The following is a 20,822-nucleotide window of genomic DNA, read 5'->3' as shown; positions in this document are numbered from 1 at the left end:
GTTGACCCAGTTGAAATTGATTCCCATGGGCGGCAACAAACACATCCGACAAAAATTCTTTGACAAGGAGGTTATCGATGCCTGGCTAATGGGCGGACCCAATCTATCGGACGACTATTTGGAAAGGGAATTCGATAAACAACTTTCCAGAAATAAGTAGCTTTATTTCAGTACAGTATTTAAGTTTTTAATCAATAAAATAATCGTGAAGAAGTATAAAAAGATGAAAAACGGATATCGAAATCATTACCCAATGAATTACGTATGAGTAAGAATTCAAGATGTGTCATTGTCATGACAAATCTTGCTTTTGCTCCCGATGGTCGCAAAAGGCCGTACGTTATAAAATGGCCATCGATATATGATTTAGAAAAACGTCTTGGTTGGATAAAAATTAATAGGACCTGTTTCCACAATAGTAAAAATACCGGAAGTGAAAAAGGAGTTCGTGCAATTCAGATGTTCCATCTATGAGAAGAAACTGCTCAGGGTCAAGGCCAAAAAGAGCGGGCTTTCCCTAAGTGAATATTGTCGCCGTGCCGCTTTTAACGATCGAATTATCGAACGGCTTTCGGAGGAACAGATCGAAACCTACAAAATGCTCTTGAAGTACCAGAACAATTTTAAGCTTATCGGAAATATGTTCAAAAAACGGAACCCAAGATTGACAGCGGAAGTGACCCAACTTGCCAGCGAGATACGCGAGCACCTTTTAAACTTTAGGAGATGATCGGCATGGGGAAATCCATATCGCATACGGGAGCCTCAATGGGCTATGGACTGAGCGAGGAGAAAAATCCGGTGATCGTTTATAGCCAACATGTGGCAGGGGAGACCCCAAAGGAGATTACCCAAGAGTTCAAGATCATCCAGCAACAGAACCACCTTTGCCGGAAAAATACCTTAAGTTTTGTTTTGAGTCCGACCATTGAGGATGGAAAGGAACTTGTGAACGAAGGGCTTCATGAAATCACCGAACGCTTTTTAAAGGAAATGAAGCTCCAGGAGAACCAGGCCATTGCCTTTGTACACCGGAACAAGGCGCATGTACATATCCATCTGTACGTGAACCGCATCAACTTTCAGGGCAAGGCGTACAAGGACAGCTTTATCGGGAAACGGAGCCAACAGGTGGCCGAAAGGGTTGCAAAGCAAATGGGGCTGACCACGGTCAGGGAGGTACAACAACAAAAACTGGACAGCGTCAAGGAAATCAGGGCAGAGATCAAACAGCTCCATGAAAAGGTCATGACCGAAATGAGACCTAAGGATTTTGATCAGTACATCAAATACATGGAACAAAACGATGTCGAGGTCATCCCGAGCATCAACAAGCAGAACCGGCTTCAAGGCTTTCGTTTTGCCTACAACGGAGAGAACCTGAAAGGAAGCGAGGTACACCGCTCCATGTCAATGGGCAGAATTGCGGAACGTATAGGCTTCGATAAGAGTGCGACAAAGAAAATAGCCAAGGACAATACTTTAAAAGTGTTGGGCAAGACCGTGGGAATAACGCCCAATTTGGCGGCGAACATCGCGAAAAAGGCCATCAAACTGGCCGTCAAAAAATCGATCGGATTAGGAATGCAAATATAGGATTATGGCAAAATTGGATGAAATAGCGGAATTGCTAACGGAAGAAATCAAAGGCTTCGAAACTTCGGTCGACCGAATGGAAGAACTAAAAACCTTTTTGATGACCTATAAAATACAGGCCGATACTTCTGATATCGACTTTATTCTTACGCGATACAACGATTACCAAAAGAAGGCTATTGAAGACCAACATAAGATGATGGCCAACGCGGTGTATTATATCAAGAACTCCATGAACTTTCCGAAGTGGTCGATAAAGCTGTTCTCGGGTCTCTTGATAATCGCCTTCGTGGTATTGGGTTATTGCGTTTATAAAGTCTCCCAAATCCCTGAAAAAAGACAAGAAGCCTTTGGACAGGGAGAATAAAAGGCGGTAGCGCATTTTCGGGCATTCTTCGCGGCCAGCTCAGAGGCAGGCGAACGCTATGAGAAATGGAGAACACCCCAAAGCAAAGAATAGGTTGCGCCCTATCCGGTTTTTGCTTTACGCTTATCTGCCGGAACACTACAAAAACCGGACAGGATCCACACGCAAAGTTTTGGGGTAAGATTTGGGCGGGGAAAGGCAAATAATTATTGTTTCTTACTTGCAATTCACTATATGATGATTGTTATTTCAATCGAAAATGATACATTTGTATGAAATAACAATCATTTTGGTTATGGCTAAAAGAAAACAAACGCTGTTCCCCAAACACATAAAGGTTTTAGAGCGGATGGGAGAAAACATAAAACTGGCTCGGAAGAGAAGAAAACTTACAACGCTTCAAGTTGCTGAAAGGGCTGATATTGTTAGGAGCACACTTTACCTTATAGAAAAGGGCGACCCTAGCGTGGGCATTGGCTCCTACTTTAATGTATTGCGGGTTTTAGGGTTACAAGATGATTTTCTAAAAGTAGCTGCTGATGACGAATTTGGAAGAAAACTACAAGACCTAGATTTATTATAAAAGGGAGGAATGGCACAAGGTAAATTTGATATATACGTTTATGCGCATTGGCAGGGAATGCCAGAGGCTAAGATGATAGGTGTACTTGCGGCCCATTATGCCAAAGGAAAAAAAGCCTTTAGTTTCGAATATGATAAAAATTGGATAAAATCGGAACAACAGCTACTATTGGATCCCGATATTCAATTCTATTCAGGACCACAATATCCCAATAACAAAGAAAATTTCGGAGTCTTTTTGGACAGTATGCCTGATACTTGGGGCCGAACCCTAATGAAAAGACGAGCAGCCCAGGAAGCAAGTGAGCAAGACAAAAAAGCACCTACTTTATATGAAATTGATTATTTATTAGGAGTATATGACGAAAGTCGAATGGGAGCATTACGTTTTAAAACTGACCCTAACGGCCCGTTTTTGGATAATAATGAGAATCCTACCCCCCCTTGGTCGTCAGTGAGGGAACTACAAGAAGCCGCCAAGCATTTGGAGAATGACACCGATAACGAAGAAGTAAAAAAATGGTTGGCCGTTCTAATGGCCCCAGGATCTTCTTTGGGTGGAGCAAGACCCAAGGCCAATATTTTGGATGAAAATGGAAATCTTTGGATAGCAAAATTTCCTTCAAAGAATGATACTATAGATAAAGGAGCATGGGAATTTTTGGCATATCGATTGGCAATAAATTGTGGAATCGAAATGGCACCCTCCCAAATTGAAAAAATTACTGGAAACTATAATACCTTTTTTACACAACGTTTTGATAGGATAGGGAAAGAGCGTATCCATTTTTCATCAGCCATGACCATGACAGGGAATAATGAGGATACTATCCGAGATAGCCCAGCAAGTTATCTGGACATTGCCGAATTCATCCAAACCAATGGGGTAAACATTGATAAAAACCTACACCAGTTATGGCGTAGGATTATTTTTAATATCGCGGTTTCGAATACCGATGACCATTTGCGTAATCATGGTTTTATCTTGACTTCAAAAGGTTGGATACTTTCTCCCGCTTATGATATTAACCCATCGATAGACAAAGACGGACTAGTATTAAATATTGACATGGAGAACAATGCTTTGGATTTGGAGCTGGCAAAAAGTGTAGGGGAGTACTTTCGTTTGGACGATATACAAATGGATATTATTATCGATGAGGTTGCCAATTCAGTTAGCCATTGGAAGGCAATAGCCGGAGAGATTGGAATTCCGCGCTCAGAGCAGGAACTTATGGGCAGTGCCTTTAAAAATGGTATTGGTTTAAGTTAGGTTTTGCACTTGGCTATTGTTGGATATTTTTCGTAATTTTATCCTGTAATTAACACACAATCAATACGTTCTTAAGCTATTTATAAATCGAGTGACCATATAGGGATTTGATTTTTATAAGTACACTCAAAATACTGAAAATCAATCATTTGTAACGATACGTGGGGTACTGTCATCCCGACGAACCACTTTTCATGTGGTGTTAAAACACTGTTAACTGACTAGTTGACAGTGTTTTTTGTTTTATATGATATCGGATGAAATCATATGAAATCACCTAAAAGGTGTAGAGTTCGGTGAAGGAATCGGTACACAAGTTGTTGTAATTAAAATTTGGATTTTATCAGAGTCAAGAACACAAGAAGCTTTTTTTTAAGCCAAATTTTTATAGATTCGGTGACCCTACTAGTATGTTTTTTCAAAAATATCCATCTGATTTCACCATTGGTTCCATGAGGTTAAGAAAGATACGGGTAATTCTTTCAAAGAATTGATTGATGGCATAACAGTCTTCGATACGACCCTGAAGTACAATGAAATAAGTAGGGTATATTGTTATATCAAAAATAGCTTTTTGAAGTCAAATCAAAATAAGGATTTTAAAATTTCGGCTGAAAGATTATGAGACCGCAACTCTTTGAAATAAAAATATGGACTATTCCCAATGAAGTGCTTATTTTTAGACCATAAGTAATTGATCACTGGTATCAAAGAACAATATCTATATGAAATTAATACATCTTTTGAAGTGTTTTATTGTGGTAATACTGTGCCCCTTTTGCACACTAGCACAAAATCAGTCAAAGTTATTTACGAATGACATATGTCTGCCAAGCACGCTCTATATGCTTTCGGGTACGCAGAATGATATATTTGTTGAGCCACTAATAAAACGCTGGAGACCTTACAATGATGTGGTAAGGTTTTCAGGTTCATCCGAATACTCGCGACGACTACAACGTGTAGCCAGTATCACCGATCCTGTAGATGGAGCAACGGTTACCTTGGAATTGGTTAATCAAGACGAATTCAAAACGGTGAAGACCCTTACTTCGACCATTAAAGTAGGCCGAACAGGAGTTGGCAAGGATATGGTCACCGTATCAATTATTGGAGACAGTTTTACCCATGGCACATTCTTTAGCGATGCCTTGCTCAAGAAAAAATATGTACCCAAAATCAAGATGATCGGACTTCGAGAGGTTATTGAGTATCCAGGGCAATTTGATGAAGGCCGAGGCGGATGGACTTTAAAAGGTTACTTTAAAGTGACAAACCAACGTACACAAGCCTACAACGGGTTTTGGCAGCCAGAGGGAAAATATCGATACTGGGGTGCAACGGCGTTTTGGGAATTGGTCGATGAAATTTATTCAAACCCAGAGAAGAAGTGGAGTTTTGAAGAGAAATACAATACCAGTAGATACCATTCCAAGGCACAACTTTTCGATGCTACTACCGGCTATAAGTCAAACCCTGTCAAAAACGACCTAATGTATGATAATGCTCTGGAAAGCTATATGCTGTATAATGGTTCTAAATGGAAGAAAATAGCCTACGAAGATTTTATCTGGAGTTTTGACTATCGTAAATACCTTTCCATGTGGAATTTAGAGGGTCCTGAGATTTTAGCCGAATTTCTGGGGCTGAATGACTTTAGAAATGCTTCGGATCCTACTGCTATTGATTTTTCTGTATGGAATAAACAGATGGAGAAGGTGATAGCCTCATACCTTGAAGCCGTTTCATCTGGAAAGTTCGTTTTAATGATCCCATCTACAACTAGCGGTATATTGGATAACGTTGCAGGTGATTTTACCACAAAACAAAATGCCTGTATGTGGGAACTTCGAAAGAACATTATTGAGAGATTTGATAATAGAACAGATGAAAATATCTATATCGTAGATGCCGGAATAGCCATTGATAATTTACATGGCACATTATTTCGAAAAGATTCAACTTTTACATTGCCCTATTCGAGTTATAAAGGAGACGAGCGAATAGCAGTTCAATCTGGAAATCCACACCCCTACCCAAACTATCCGACCATGGGGGTATCCCTTGCTGCTTTTATTCAAAACTATCGAAAACAATAAGCGAAGAATGTTTCCTATACTAGTTTAGTAATACCCATTTAAATATTTTACTAAAATTAAAGAATGTATTAAGTTACCCAATGTGTGAAGCTCCGTTTTGCTAAATTCAACACATTTTTTATGAATGCCAGTCACGAACCTTACAACATGAAAATGGCAGCGTTCGCCCTTAAAAAATTAAGAGCTTTTGACATTTGATTTTCGACCGTTTTAACTGATATTCCCATATCCAAGGCGATTTCTTTATATTTCTTTTTTTCCAACTTACTTTGAATGAATATTTCTTTGCAACGAGGTGGCAACTGATTGATTAACTTATTTAACTTTTCCATTCTAAAATCAAAGAGGTCGTCTTCCAAAGTAACTTCAGAAATAACATCCCATCTTATTTTGTCCAAAGTGTCAAATTCAATTTTTTGACTTCGAATATGTTGCAAAAACTGGTTGTGACATGTCTTGAAAAGGTAGTTTTTGAGAGAAGTGGTAATCATAATAATCTCCCTTTTTTCCCATAGAACAATCATGGCATCTTGTACAATATCCTCCGACAAGGAACGGTTTTTGCACAGATTGAAAACGTAATTACAAAGCCAGTCGTAGTATTCTAAAAATAAATAATGATATGCCTTCTCGTTGCCTTTTCGTAATTTTTTAATCAGTTTTTGGTCGGTCATGTTGTGCTAAATACGGGCCAAATCTAAGAAAAAAATAAAAAGAATAGGGGTTTTTTGTTAATGTTGCATCCTTAGGTTAAAAGAAGTGCCAAATGCCTAAATATCATTTGCTGATAGATAAATATATTAATAGCACGATCTCTTCTGAAGAAAGAAAAGAATTGGAGCAATGGGTTCTAGAAAGTGATGCCAACAGGTCTTTCTTTAAAAACCGTATTAAAGAATCGAGTCGAAGAACATCTATCGATTTTGATGCCGAACTAGCATATCAAAGATTTTCGGAATCCCTGAAACTAAAGAAAAAAGTACGGAAACCTTTAAGTACATTATTGAAGTATGCGGCATTGATTGCAATAGTGATGAGCGTTGGTTTTTTAGCAAAACGGCAATTACTTACTAATACTCTCAAAACTTCAATAGAGGTTGTTGAAAATGAGGAAAAGACACTTATTGACAATGCTATTGTAATTAAGTTGGCCGACGGAACTACTAAGGTCTTGAATACGGAGAGTAAAGAGGCGGTAACTGATGCCAATGGTAATGTTGTCGCTAATAAAGGAAAAAATTCTCTTGTGTTCGATTCGGCAAAGGAGTCTGTAAATAAAAATCCAATATATAATGAAATTTTTATTCCCAATGGGGAAATTTTCAAATTACAACTTTCCGATGGTACGCTGGTATGGCTCAATGCGGGGTCAAAACTTCGTTTTCCGCAAAACTTTGACAATGCCTGCAAAAAAAGAATTGTCTACCTCGAGGGCGAGGCCTTTTTCGATGTTGCCAAAAATAAGGAAAAACCGTTCATTGTAAATACACAAGAGGTGGATGTCAAAGTACAAGGTACCCAGTTTAATATTAATTCTTATGAAAATGATGATTATATAGCTACGACGTTGGTGGAAGGTTCGGTCAGTGTCTATGAAACTAGGACACCGGAAAATACAATGCAATTAACCCCAAGTTTTCAAGCCAATTATGACAAGTTCGGGAATAACTTCATCAAGGCTAAGGTAGACGTCGATAAGTATACCGGTTGGATGCAGAACCGTTTAGTTATCGACAATCTAAAATTCCCAGAAATATTGATCAGGCTTGAACGCCGATACGCTGTGAAATTTGTGAATAATTCCGAAAGTTTAAACGATGAACTTTATAAAGGTGAATTTGTTGATGAGGACATTGCATCCGTTCTCAAGACCATTTCAATGAGCACTCCCTTTAACTATGAAATAAACCAGAACATAATTACAATAACGGAGTAAAAAAAGAAAGTGCTGAAGCTGCTCCCCATTATCAAGTCGACCATTGAATGATTAGTACTAACTACCAAAAACACTAAAAATTATGAAAAAAAGAGATGAAGACGATGCCATTAAAAAGAAGCGTGGCAAAAAATTAAAATGTATAATGAAGTATTGTTTTCTCGTCGCTTCTCTTATACTCTTCCAACTATCTGCCAATACGGGAATGTTACAGAAGAAAATTGAACTTAACTATGACAACGTTCCCTTAAAACGTATTCTAAATGAAATCAAGTCTCAAACGGGCTATCGTTTTTTTTATAACGTTAAGGAAATAGACGATAATCAAAGAATATCTCTTAACATAGATGGGGAAAATGTAAAGGAAGTTTTAAATAAATTGGCCTCAAAGGCAAATTTTGATTATAAAATAAATGACAATCAAATTGTTTTGACCCTTAAAAAAACCACTTCCTATAAAACACAACAGATAGAAATAATTGGTACGGTTACAGACGAAAACGGCACCCCCTTGTCAGGGGCCAATATTGTCGAAAAAGGGACGACTAACGGTGTGACCGCTGATTTTGATGGAAATTTCTCCATAACCCTAGAAAATGAGGAGGCTATTTTGGAAGTCTCTTATATTGGGTTTTCTACTCGAGATGTCGCGATTAATGGAAGGTCTCAATTGCAAATTGTGCTACAGGAAGATGCTGCCAATTTGGATGAAGTTGTTGTAGTTGGGTATGGAACTGCACGAAGAAAGGATATATCGGGGGCAGTCAGTACTGTTCGACTGGAAGATTCACCAATTGCCCTTTCTTCGAACACCAATGCTTTACAGGCGTTAAAGGGAAATGTTTCCGGTGTTAACATTGGGGTACAAAATTCACCAGGGGCGACACCGGGAATTTTGGTACGAGGGCAGAATTCAATCAATGGAAATAACGACCCGTTAATTGTTTTAGATGGCATCATTTATCTGGGAAGCATGACCGATATTAATACGGATGACATTTCCACGATCGACGTTTTAAAAGATGCTTCTGCAGCAGCCGTGTATGGTTCTCGAGCCGCGAACGGTGTAGTCGTTATTACTACTAAAAATGGCAAATCGGATAAACCAACTATCACCTATAATACATCGGTTGGTGTAAACACTTGGCAAAATAAGTTTGACATGATGGACCGAGAGCGATGGACACAAAAATTTGTTGCGCAAACTGTATCCATTGATTCCCCAGAAGAAATTGTTTTTGATGCCGCTTATGCGACTACTTTATGGGAGCAGAAGGATGTTGATACTAATTGGATGGACCTTATTTCTCGCAATGGCTTTAATCAAAATCACCAGGTAGCCGTCTCCGGCCGATCAGATCGCATAAATTATTATTTTTCCGGCGGATATACCAGTACTGAAGGTGTTGTTGTTGGCGACGATTATCAGCGTGTTTCATTGCGTACAAAGTTGGATGCCGATGTTACCGATTGGTTAAAAGTAGGAATAGACGGAACTTATAATAATAATGATTATTCCGGTGTTAGGGCAGCATTTGGCTTTAATTCTTATGCACAGACACCTTGGGGTTATCCGTACCGTTATGAAGGTATGCCAGTGAATCCGGGGGCTAATAGCGGTACACTATTGGAAAGATATCCTACCGGACAATCAATACCAAATCCTTTGTGGGGAACAGATGGATCAATCAAGGATATTGATTCAAGAAACTTTTATAGATTAAGTACGTATGCACTGATCAAGGTTCCAAAGGTTGATGGTCTGACCTACCGGTTTAATTTTTCAATTAATTCAAATAGTAATGAACGCGATAGATTTGTTTATGAGGATTATTATGTGGGAGAAGCAACCTCTACCCCCTATATTGATCGGTATTCCCCTGGGGAATTAGCAAAAAGATTATCACAGGCAAATGGGTATAACAACCGAACGAATAGTTATACTTATGTCATGGATCATATATTGAACTATAAAAAATTATTGGGAGACCATTATCTCGATGCAACATTGGTGGCGACCCGTGATTATTCATATAGCAAACTGGTAAGTGCGTCTGGAAGTGACTATTCTGCAAATGGAAATACATTGCTTGGGGTTGACGGAATTCATAAGGCAGCTGTTCAAAAAACAGATTTAAATGTTGTCGAAAGAGCCAATGTTGGTTATGTTGGCCGACTTGGTTATACTTATAAAGATAAATACCATTTAACAGCAACTATGCGTAGAGATGGTGCTTCCGTTTTTGGGGAAGATCAAAAGTGGGGTAATTTCCAATCAGTTGGGCTTGCATGGACGGCCTCTGAAGAGAGCTTTATCAGTGGATTCGAAAAAATGAACTACCTGAAGCTTAAAGCTTCCTATGGTAAAAACGGTAACCAGGGGCTCAGTCCTTATCAAACTCTTGCAGGAGTGGCTAGTGGTAATGATGGAGGTATTCGCTATGAATTTGGTGATGCCCCGTCAACTATATTGTACGGTGTTGATCAGACCAATTTAGGAAGCCCGAATCTTGGCTGGGAAACAACTACTGCTTTTAATGGTGGTTTTCAATCTATATGGTTTAATAATAGGGTATTTTTTGATCTTGATTTCTATTTCTCACAAACATCCGACCAGATTTTTCAACGTCAAATACCGATTATGACAGGATTTGGTTCAATCTTTTCAAGTTTGGGACAAGTGGATAACAAGGGTATTGAGTTAAGTTTAAGTACGATCAATGTTTCGAACGAAAACTTAACTTGGTCATCTGGTCTTACTTTCTGGAAAAATCGAAATAAAATTGTTAGCCTCTATGGTGACGATATCGATGGTGACGGAAAAGAAGATGATGATATTTCCAATAGCCTGTTTATTGGTGAATCCTTGGAATCTATTTACGGCTATAAATATATAGGTGTTGTTCAAGAAGATGACACGGAATACATTGCGAATGTAGGGGCCGAACCGGGAGACCCAATGTTTAAAGATATAAGTGGGCCTGATGGGGTGCCGGATGGTATTATCACAGCTGACTATGACAGGGAAATATTAGGTAACCGGAAGGAGAATTTTAGACTTAGTCTTTCAAACACGGTCGAGTATAAAAATTTTAGCCTGTACGTTATGGTCTCTGGAATTTTTGGTGGAGGGAAAGATAATTTTTACCAAAAAGAGAATGTATTACACAATTCTTTTAGGGATAGATATGCTATCAACGAAATTGATCACGACTGGTGGACACCAGAAAATAAAAGTGAAACATATTTACGGGCAAATGCTTATAGTAACCGTTATAAAGGATTGCAGTCTCGTGGTTTTATAAAGGTACAAGATATTAATTTCTCTTATAAATTTCCGAAAGATCTTATGGGCCGTATCGGATTAAATTCATTGCAGATTTATGCCAGTATAAAGAACCAATTTACATTTACCAATTGGTTCGGTGGTGGTGACCCTGAAGTGGGAATTAGACCAGATGATAATACGCAACCTGTTCCGACAATATATACGATGGGTTTAAAAGTAAGTCTCTAATTTATAAATAATAGATCAAATGAAAATCAACAACATAAAAATACAAGTTTTCGCTCTATTGATGTTATTGTTAACTTCTGTAGGGTGTGATGATGAAGAGTTCCTTAATGAAACGCCTAAAACGTTTTATACTACAAATAATATATTTTCATCAGATACACAGATTGACCAGGTAATTTTGACAATGTATTCGAGATTACGCAATTTCAAACTTACGAATGATCAAATGCACGGCATTGGTACCGATGTTTTGGATGCACCAGAGTTTAGGGTTTCAAATTCCTTTAGCGACTATAGTAGAATCAATGCGGAAAGTTCAAATTTCAAAAATGTTTATGATTTCTATTATAAGTTGATTGCAACAGCTAATACGGCCCTTTCTGCAGCCAACGGGGAGGATATTTCTTTCGAATCGGAAGCTAAAAAAGCTTATATTCTTGCTCAGGCCCGGTTTTTCAGGGCTTATGCACACGGAATGTTAGCGGAGCTTTTTGGGGGTGTTCCAATTGTAACTGAAGTAGCTACGGAGCCACGTTTTGATTATGTAAGGAGCACTCGCGAAGAGACGTATCAGTTCGCTATTGATGAATTGGAGGCCATTTTAAATGATTTGCCGGAAACAACAATACAGGGGGGGAGATTGGTAAAAGGTGTAGCCCAAAATTACTTAAGTGAATTTCATCTCGCTTTGGGGATAGAATCATCAAATGAAGCCGCCTATGATCAGGCCATCAAATATGCATCGGATGTCATTGACGGGGGAACTTATGCCCTGATGACAGAACGTTTTGGCGCCCGAATGGACGAGGAAAACACGGTAACGGGTGGTGCCGATGTATGGTGGGATTTATTCCGAAATGGAAACATAAATTATTCTGACGGAAATATGGAAAGTATATGGACTTTTCAGGTAGATTTTGATGCCTTTCTACAAGAAGATGGTCAATCAGTCTTAAATTATCCAAGATATTTTGCCCCGGTTTACAGGGCCATTGAAGGATTTGGTGGTGACGGAGATCCAGGAGGCGGTGTTGGAGAAGATGCAGGTGGGAGGGGCGTAGCGTTTTATGCACCAACTCCTTTAACAGAGTTTGCAATTTGGGACGAAAGTATATCTGCAGGCGACCAACGTAATGCTGAGCATAATATTAGCCGTAAAATATTTTATAACCAACCTGCAGATCCTCTTTTTGGAACCCAGGTTCCTCAGGATGTAATAGATGAAACCAATGAAGGTAGTGGATGGATTTTTCCGATTTTTTATAAATTGAATACCGATAAGTTCGATGGCTTGGATCAGGGCGAAAATAGGAGCAATATTTTCCGTGATGAATATGCCATTCGTTTGCCCGAAACTATTCTTCTGAGAGCTGAAGCTTATCACCGAAAAGGAGAAAATCAAAAGGCCGCTGATGACATAAATCTAATCAGATCTCGAGCACAATGCGAGGTACTGGCTACTGCGGGCGATGTTGATATCGATTATATTCTTGATGAAAGAGCAAGGGAGCTATATGTTGAGGAAAGTAGATGGAATACTCTTTTAAGAATGGGGGGGACAGTGGCTACTGATCGTATTAAAAAATATGCATTACATCCACATGTGGCTTTAACACTTACCTTCGATTACAACCTATGGCCCATCCCACAAAGTGCCATCGATAGAAATAAAGATGTGATAATGGAGCAAAACCCTGGTTGGACCAGGTAATCTGAAATAATGTTAAAACAATATCCGCTCTGAAAATTCTAGAAAGTTGAATTTGAAGAGCGGATATTTTATTTTGGATATAAAAATCTAGCTTTATAAATGGACAACAAACTTGTAAAGAAATCAAAGTTCATGCAATGTACGACAGGTGGTTTAGCTGTTTCTCCTCCGGCCTTAGTCAATTTCAAAGCGAACATTACCGTTGGGCAAGTCAAAGAATATAACAAACGATTGCATTGTGGGGTTTATTGATACCCGAGTATAGAATTCTAAAATTAAACAAATCCAGTATTTATGAAATTAATAACATCGTTAACAATTTTATTATTCATTGTAACAGGGTCGATATGTGCTCAAACAGCTGAAAAATCAATTACTACAAAAGGTTTTGAAACTTCGATTAAGGAACTGCCAATGCCAACAAAGGAAGGGAAAATTATGGCACCCGTTGTTGATATTATGCCCCACCTTAGAGGTTTTCACGATTATAAAAAGGTACGTGAAGAAATGGTGTTTTTAAAAAAGCTAGGTTTTAACAGGGTTTACTTTATATTGTGTCAACCTGGTTATTCTTCCTTCTCCGATCCAACTATTTCCGTTATGCAACCTGGTAAAGGCACGGGAAATCACACCTTGGAATCTATATTGGCCCTCGGAGATCCGAATTATGTATATTTATATGAAGCTCAAAGATTGGGTATGGAAGCGTGGGCAATCATAAAGCCATATGAATCAGGAACTGGGTTTACAATTCCTCATGGTGCCCATGCTCCGCTTAGTAGAAAACAGATAGAGACCATCGGCGGGCAACACATCAATTTTGATAATTTAATATCTGAAAATCCTGAATTAAGAGTAAAAAGAAAGCCTGAACCAGATGTTATACGAAATAGACTAAAGGAGCCCATAAAAACATTGGAGATTGCCTTCTCCCTGGATTCTTTTAAACAAAAAACTTCATCTAAGGATTATTTTGAATTTGAAGGAATGCGAGATTCAAAAATTCAAGTCCCTGAAATTACGCTTTGGCACAGTCAAGATAATGGAGAGTATATCAAATATGATGGTTCTATTGAAGTCGAATCAAAATTTGAAAATCGCCAGGTAAAAGATGCGAATGGTTTTCCATTAGCTGACAAGCCAAAACGTTTTCTGGTTTTAACGATTAAAAATTTTAGTTTTCCTGAAAAACATCCCTATATGGCAATAACCCTTGGCCAGCATAAGAATTTATATACAATTCCCTACTCCATGATAAGAGCGTTTACCCTCTCAGGGGAGATTCCTATAACAACTGGTGTGCATGTGAGAAATCCTTTAAGTGCAAAGGAGGGAAGGAAATCTCCGCAAGAAAGAGAATGGGGCCTGGAAAATCACACGGTTAAAGGTGAAGAAGCGGCCAAATTGTTCATGGATTGGGGTTTTGAGTTTGAATTTCAAGGAACAGGTCACTGGGGAGATGGTTGGGTGAGCAGTCCCGTGTACGGCATTGCTAAAGGCAAGCGCAAATATATGGCAGGAACCCCATGTGAAGCTTATCCTGAAGTTCAGGAACACTGGTTGGATCAAGCCGAACGTGTTATGAAAATGGGGTTTGACGGAATTGACTTCCGACTCCAAAATCATTCGGGAATGGTAACTGATTATGTAAATTATGGCTACAATGAGCCTATTATAAAGCGTTACAAGGAAAAATATGGGGTTGATATTCTCAAAGCAGAAGCAGACCCCTTAAAAATCATGGAAATAAGAGGCGAATATTTCTTGTCGTTTCTGGAAAAGGCGGCAGATGTGATACACACATCAGGTAAAAAAATGCAGGTTCATTTACGCCATTCTCATGAGGCACCTTTATTGTCCGATGATTTTAATGAGTTGGGGTTCTGGGCTATGCCTAAAATAGTGCTCGATTGGAAAAAAGCAATTGATTTGGCCGATGAGGTAACCCTTAAACATTATTATCGCGGTGATTACCGACCTTTGATGGGAGATAGCATTAAAGCATACGCAAACAATAGGGGTAAACGTGTGTGGGTCCATAATTATTTTACACAGGGCGATGGGGTTGATTACGATTTTTTAAATGCAATAGAGAAAGATAAAAGAGTAGGGGGCATTCTATTGTATGAAGTGAATAAAGGACTTTTATATACAGGTTTTCCCGATCAAAAATGGGGCCAGAATGAACAGAATATTCATAAATTGCAAAGTGTGCTACAGAAGTTGAATAAGAACTAGTTTTGAATCCTAGGTCTTAAAGATGTTTTATATTCACTGTGCCGATTGATAACTCAATTTTTCATATTCAACTTTTTTATGATATAAGCATTAACATTGTAGATTTCCTGAAATGAGTGAAAAATGATTATTATTAATGAGCTTTATTTAAAATATGGGAAAAGTTGAAAGAAGATCAGTTCTTAAAGCATTAGGACTTGCCTCGGTCGGGGCAATGACGCCTACAATGCTAAAAGCGGAAACGCTAAAAGAACCTTATAAGGTTACCGAAAAGGCAATAAAAACCGATATACTCGTAATTGGAGGTGGTACGGCCGGTACAATTGCCGCGATTCAAGCAGGAAGGGCGGGTGCAAAAACGATATTGATAGAAAGTGGCAGTCAGCTTGGAGGTACAATGACTACGGGCGGTGTTACTTTTCCCGGGATATTCCATGCGTGGGGTAAACAAATTATAGGAGGAATAGGTTGGGAACTGGTTACGGACTGCGTGAAATTAAACGGAGACGAATTACCCGATTTTTCAATCCCTCCAGACAGCCACTGGAAACATCAAGTTTCGGTAAATGGTTTTTTATACACCCTTGTTGCCGAAGAGAAATGCATTGAAGCAGGTGTCAACATTCGCTATTATGAAACCCCGACCAGCGTGGAGTTCAGAAATGGAAATTGGATCGTGCAAACGACGGGCAAGGGAATTACCACCCAAATAACATGCAATCAAATAATTGATTGTACCGGTAATGCATTAATAGCTTCAATGGCCGGTTTTGATGTGCTTAAGGAAACTGAAACTCAACCAGGGTCGCTGATATTCCAAATAGGAGGTTATGATTATGATTCGCTCGATTTAACAAAAATTCCGAATGAATACCATCGTGTTCTTAGACAGAACATGGTTAAAAATCAGTCAAGATCAAGTTCTGAGAATACATTTGTTCCTTATGGCTATGTATATGTTCCCGGGGCGGATTCTACCACTGCAGAATCCCATACAATAGCCAATAATGATGGTAGGTCAACTTTATTAAATTTAATACGGAAATTGAAGACTTTTCCGGGCTGTGAAAATTTAAAAATACTTGATTTAAAAACGGAGACTGCTATACGAGAGACTTACAGAATTGATGGCATCTACAAAGTGACCCAAAGCGATTATTTGGAAGGAAAAGTATTTGAAGATTCTATTTCAAATTCATTTTATCCTATTGATCTTCATATAGTTGGGAAAGGAATTCATCAGGTGTTCTTAAAACCAGATGTGGTGGCAAGTATTCCATTAAGAGCACTTATTCCGAAGAAAAGTAAAAACTTTCTTGTGGCAGGACGATGTGTAAGCAGTGACCGAATGTCTAATTCAGCGCTTCGAGTGCAAGCCTCGTCAATGGGTATGGGGCAGGCAGCTGCAGCTGCAGCGGTTTTGGCAAATAAGCTAGGGGTGTCGCCTCATGAAGTTCCTATTGAAGACCTGAAGGAGTTAATAAGAAATCATGGTGGAATTTTACCATTAAGGACTTGAAAATATGTTTGGTCGGGTTAGAATGAGGGTAATGGCTATTTTCAATAGGTTGACACATAGTTCGCTCTATGTGAAAATTGCAATTGTTTTTGTAGTTCTTTCTTTTGTGAATGCCGAAAGAATAAAATATTTTCAACCACAGACTATTTTGTTGCAACCACATAGTACGCAGGTGTTTTCGGTGGATATAAACGATTCAATTTCCGAAAGTGATTTACTATATAAGGTGTCTTCAAAAGATGGAACCCCCATTTTCTTTTACAGGGAAGTATTTACCCCAGTGTGCTTTGACAACAAGTGCCGCCCATTAACAATTAATCTATACTGGAATATAACAGGCCGCTATCTTGGTTTCGAGCTGCCAGAGGACGAGTTTTTGAGTAAGACCGACCATGAACCATTTTCAGTTGATGTCTATGAAAAATTAAATCAAATATTGGCCACTGAGAGTACGCCGTTAGCCGAGATAGATTATAATCAGTTAACCGTTAAACCCAATAGCCATGGTTTGGAAGATATAGATGCAATTACTTCTGCGACTCCACAGAACTTAGCTCCATACGTAATAGAAGGGGCGGCATATACCACTTTCAAACTATGGCATTTGATACACGGGGCTACAAAAAATCAAGTTCAAAATTTTACGATAGCGGAAATCTCGTCCGAGTTGATAATAAAAATATTGGAAAGTCCAATTCAGGCCGATAAGATTTGGGCATTGGAACATATCGACGGCTATGTAGATTTTACGCCTAATCTCAAAGAAAAAGTATTTGATTTAATAAAGGGCGAAGACTATATAGTTGTGGAGAAGGCTTTGGATGCTATAAGTGAAAATGAACTTGATCTTTATGATGTTCAGCAATTGTTGATGAAAGCTTTAATACAAGAAAATTATAATGTAAAGATTCGTGTTATCGAAAAAATGGAGAATTGTGATTTTTTAAAGGATTCCGTTAAAATAGAATTGGTTGAAAATTTAGGAAGTTTAAACGGACAGGTTTTTAAAAAGGCTTTGTCAGTTTTGGAAAAACAAGAGCTTACCTCTGAAATGTATTATAAAATAGCGGCATTGTTAGAATCTGAAAATAGTTTTATTTCAAATAGTATTAAAGCATTTTTAAAAAATGAAAATGTAAAAGAGCCACAAATTCTTTCCTTAATTAAGGATGAATAAAATTAATAATTTGAGTTTTAAACTGTTCTATTCTTCATCAAATTATACACCGCGCCTGTAATTAACTAGGCGGGTAACACAGTAATATTTTGCAGGCAATATCAGATGTAAAAGTGGCCTCATCAATGGCCGCGGATAAGAAAATTTCATCCCCCTGTTTAAAATCAAATGTCTTTCCGCCACAAACGATCGTGCCTTCGCCCGAGTATATAACCGCAACGTAAAAACTACCATTTGCTTTTATGGTCAACGCACCATTTAAATCAAGCTCTTTGAGTCCGAAACAATCGGTGTGGGTTTTATTGAAAATTGATTTTAAGGTGTACGAACCGGAACTATCGATAAGCCGCGGTTCAACCTTCCAGCGTTTTAATGCCTCCTCATGCGAGCAACAATCATAATGAAAGCACTCCAACATTGTTTCTTCCCCGACCCCCTGATGAATCAATTCATCTGAGATTTTTAATCCTTTAGGGGTGACTTTTTCAACCCTCATGGTATAATCCGTTGGCTCTTGTACTTCCATCAAAAAACAACCACTACCAATAGCATGGGGTACCCCACCGTAGACCATAAAGGCATCGCCCGGTTTCACCTCTATTTTGTGAAGACAAGCTAACATGCCTTCAATATCTTGATCTTTAAAATGCTTTCTCCAAATTTCTGGCGTAACACCTTCTTTAAAGCCCATGTAGACTGCACTTTTTTCGCCGTCGATTTCGCGATTGTTCAATACATACCAAGATTCCGTCTTGCCAAAATTTGAATTGAGTATAGTATGTGCATATTCCTTATCTGGGTGGACCTGTATGGTCAGACGCTCATTTGAATCCAACATTTTGATCAATACCCCGGTCGTTCCGAATTTATCGGCTAATTTTTTTCCTAAAAAAAGTTCCTTGTTCGAGTCGACCAATTCCTTTAGTGATTTTACACCATCGGGCGTATTCAATAACGATAGCCCTTCATTTTCAGGCCGACCTTTTCCCCTGGCGGTAACGGTAGACATAATCCATTCTTCTGGCATATTGCCATCGTTTTCGGGGGTGTGCATTTTCCATCGATCGATTAAGGCGCCACCACCATATGTGCGCCAAACTCGGTTGGAATGCTGCTTTAATGGTATGTAGGCATATTTATCGAAGTCCCTGCTCATTAGTATAGTTTATTATGTTAAAATGCCTTGAATTCCTAGATAGGAAGTAAAGATAAAAAACAAAAGTTCCATTAAGCGATATTTTAGTAAATCCATACTTTTATAATGTATACCCATCCGAATAAAAAAATAGGGATTTCCTATCAGTTTTCCGATACTTATTGAGAATAGTATATATTCGAGAGCAAATACCAGAAACGCTATAAATGAAAGAAAACATATCGGTAATCATCGCATTGATCTGCCTGTTTTTTGTTTCCTCGGAAATCCGTTCCCAGAACGGTTTTCAAAACCCGACGGAAATACAAGTGACCGAAATCAATTTTGCCACTGTAGAGGCACTTACGAATACCGGGAAACGAAGCTATCATTTGAACAATACGGGGAAGCTAGATGTGTCCGAGGCTTTACAGGCTATTTTTGATGAGCTTTCGGCCATAAAGGATGCTTCCGCAACAATTTCTTTTGCACCAGGAGTTTATTATCTTAATGCTCCTGTTAAAATTAAGATGGCCAGTGTAAAAATAATCGGAAATGGCCATGGGGGCATAGACGTTCATGGCGCCAATCTTAAAGGGGGAACAATTTTTAGGTTTGGAAAGAAAAGCGGTCCCGATTGTATAACATTCGATTATGCGGGGCGCAGCAGTGCTTTTCCATCAGGGGAAAGCCCATGGCACAATCAAAACTTAAAGGTAGAATTGGAAAACCTGTCGTTCGTAGGATACAATAATACAGGGGTGAATACCGCCGATGGTTATAGTCGGTTTCGAGGGGACGAACCCAATTTCAGGGGATTACATTGGTACCCGGCAAAAGACAGGTATACCAATGTTGAAGCAGAAGGGCAGCGGGCCATTGTTTTACCGAAGGCACCGAAAGGGGAAGGCGTCTCAAAATGTGAATTGTTGCGGGTCACCGGTTGTTATTTTACGGAACTGTACGTAGGTATCGAAATTGCCGATTGTGATGTAAGTTATATCCACAAAAACTGGTTCGGCCAATTGACCTATGGAATACGTCTCGAAGGTAATGGACAGGGCATGATGGTCAGCGACAACCTATTCGCTGATCTGGAAACGGCAATGGTTCTCGGTAAACCTATATTCTCGACCTTTCACGATAATACATTTGCCTACATCAGTAAATGTTTTGAAATCGATAACATCGTGAATTCGACGATTACAGGTAATTCGGTATATAATTGGAAAATATCAACAGGAGCCGCGGCTTATGGTTCTTTCTGCCACGTAAAGGAGTCTCAAGGTCTAAACGTATCTGGAAATTCCATTACCCAGTATATCGATAGTAGAAAAAGAACCCGCACCATTGATGCGGAATCCAATGGCCAATCGTTCATTCAGTTTGACAATGCAAAGCGATTATTGTTTTCCAATAACATCATACATACCCTAATCAGTCAAACCGTTGTGCGGTTGAACAACAGTAGTGACTGTGTAGTCGCGGACAATATCATCACTTTTGGAGACGGTGGAAGTGCTGTGGCCGAAACTGGAAATTGCGCCAATAATTATTATCGCCCTGTTGACCCAAAAAACTCTGCACCTTTTGATAGCTATAAGTATTGAAAGTAGAACTAAATTTTCTCGGAAAACTAAGTATGAACTGATTTTGAAAAACGGATACCGGT

At 38.9% G+C, this 20,822-nt stretch carries 16 protein-coding genes; 14 read left to right on the top strand and 2 right to left on the bottom strand.

Annotated features, from left to right (window positions below; genetic code table 11):
• The first annotated feature begins 433 nt into the window (after positions 1–433).
• From mbpA to BLS33_RS23870, 6 genes are all read left to right on the top strand, one after another.
• A complete protein-coding gene (gene mbpA / locus BLS33_RS23895; protein WP_089895750.1) occupies positions 434–730 on the top strand; it encodes a mobilization protein MbpA in 297 nt (98 codons plus the stop codon).
• A complete protein-coding gene (locus BLS33_RS23890) occupies positions 727–1,596 on the top strand; it encodes a relaxase/mobilization nuclease domain-containing protein (RefSeq protein ID WP_089895747.1) in 870 nt (289 codons plus the stop codon). Before mbpA ends, BLS33_RS23890 begins: the two co-directional genes overlap by 4 nt.
• Positions 1,597–1,600: 4 nt before the next feature.
• Positions 1,601–1,963 (top strand): DUF6730 family protein, encoded by a 363-nt coding sequence (locus BLS33_RS23885; RefSeq protein ID WP_089895745.1) that lies wholly within the window; start codon positions 1,601–1,603, stop codon positions 1,961–1,963.
• A gap of 295 nt (positions 1,964–2,258) precedes the next feature.
• On the top strand, positions 2,259–2,546 hold the full coding sequence (locus BLS33_RS23880; RefSeq protein ID WP_089895743.1) for a helix-turn-helix transcriptional regulator: 288 nt from the start codon (positions 2,259–2,261) through the stop codon (positions 2,544–2,546).
• Positions 2,547–2,555: 9 nt separating this feature from the next.
• On the top strand, positions 2,556–3,818 hold the full coding sequence (locus BLS33_RS23875; RefSeq protein WP_089895741.1) for a type II toxin-antitoxin system HipA family toxin: 1,263 nt from the start codon (positions 2,556–2,558) through the stop codon (positions 3,816–3,818).
• Between the two features lie 845 nt (positions 3,819–4,663).
• Positions 4,664–5,917 carry a hypothetical protein gene (locus BLS33_RS23870; RefSeq protein WP_218129638.1) on the top strand — a complete coding sequence of 418 codons (1,254 nt, stop codon included), beginning with the start codon at positions 4,664–4,666 and terminating at the stop codon, positions 5,915–5,917.
• A 140-nt stretch (positions 5,918–6,057) separates the two neighbouring features.
• Here BLS33_RS23870 and BLS33_RS23865 read toward each other — a convergent pair whose 3' ends face one another.
• Positions 6,058–6,591: an RNA polymerase sigma factor gene (locus tag BLS33_RS23865; protein WP_089895737.1), complete on the bottom strand. Its 534-nt coding sequence runs from the start codon at positions 6,589–6,591 to the stop codon at positions 6,058–6,060.
• 92 nt (positions 6,592–6,683) lie between these two features.
• Here BLS33_RS23865 and BLS33_RS23860 point away from each other — a divergent pair, with 92 nt between their 5' ends.
• The 7 genes from BLS33_RS23860 to BLS33_RS23835 all read left to right on the top strand — a co-directional run bounded on the left by BLS33_RS23860 (position 6,684) and on the right by BLS33_RS23835 (position 18,015).
• Entirely contained in the window at positions 6,684–7,853 is a 1,170-nt protein-coding gene (locus BLS33_RS23860) for a FecR family protein (protein ID WP_089895735.1), read from the top strand.
• Between the two features lie 82 nt (positions 7,854–7,935).
• A complete protein-coding gene (locus BLS33_RS23855; RefSeq protein WP_089895733.1) occupies positions 7,936–11,370 on the top strand; it encodes a TonB-dependent receptor in 3,435 nt (1,144 codons plus the stop codon).
• A gap of 19 nt (positions 11,371–11,389) precedes the next feature.
• Positions 11,390–13,081 carry a RagB/SusD family nutrient uptake outer membrane protein gene (locus tag BLS33_RS23850; protein WP_176801496.1) on the top strand — a complete coding sequence of 564 codons (1,692 nt, stop codon included), beginning with the start codon at positions 11,390–11,392 and terminating at the stop codon, positions 13,079–13,081.
• A 99-nt stretch (positions 13,082–13,180) separates the two neighbouring features.
• Positions 13,181–13,333, top strand: coding sequence for a hypothetical protein (locus tag BLS33_RS25000; protein ID WP_176801495.1), 153 nt, complete (start codon positions 13,181–13,183; stop codon positions 13,331–13,333).
• Positions 13,334–13,375: 42 nt separating this feature from the next.
• Positions 13,376–15,319 (top strand): hypothetical protein, encoded by a 1,944-nt coding sequence (locus BLS33_RS23845; RefSeq protein WP_089895730.1) that lies wholly within the window; start codon positions 13,376–13,378, stop codon positions 15,317–15,319.
• A gap of 154 nt (positions 15,320–15,473) precedes the next feature.
• Complete coding sequence (locus BLS33_RS23840; protein ID WP_089895729.1) at positions 15,474–16,838, top strand: FAD-dependent oxidoreductase; 1,365 nt, start codon at positions 15,474–15,476, stop codon at positions 16,836–16,838.
• A gap of 31 nt (positions 16,839–16,869) precedes the next feature.
• On the top strand, positions 16,870–18,015 hold the full coding sequence (locus tag BLS33_RS23835) for a hypothetical protein (RefSeq protein ID WP_143017682.1): 1,146 nt from the start codon (positions 16,870–16,872) through the stop codon (positions 18,013–18,015).
• Between the two features lie 61 nt (positions 18,016–18,076).
• Here BLS33_RS23835 and BLS33_RS23830 read toward each other — a convergent pair whose 3' ends face one another.
• Positions 18,077–19,171, bottom strand: coding sequence for a type I phosphomannose isomerase catalytic subunit (locus tag BLS33_RS23830; RefSeq protein WP_089895724.1), 1,095 nt, complete (start codon positions 19,169–19,171; stop codon positions 18,077–18,079).
• Between the two features lie 206 nt (positions 19,172–19,377).
• On the opposite strand from BLS33_RS23830, the gene BLS33_RS23825 reads away from it, so the two are divergent.
• Complete coding sequence (locus tag BLS33_RS23825; RefSeq protein ID WP_089895722.1) at positions 19,378–20,760, top strand: NosD domain-containing protein; 1,383 nt, start codon at positions 19,378–19,380, stop codon at positions 20,758–20,760.
• The last annotated feature ends 62 nt before the right edge of the window (positions 20,761–20,822 follow it).

The sequence above is a fragment of the Kriegella aquimaris genome (genome assembly GCF_900103215.1).
GTDB lineage: Bacteria > Bacteroidota > Bacteroidia > Flavobacteriales > Flavobacteriaceae > Kriegella > Kriegella aquimaris.
The sequence above is the reverse complement of the archived record's forward strand: the minus strand, read 5'-3'. Positions and strand labels throughout refer to the sequence as shown.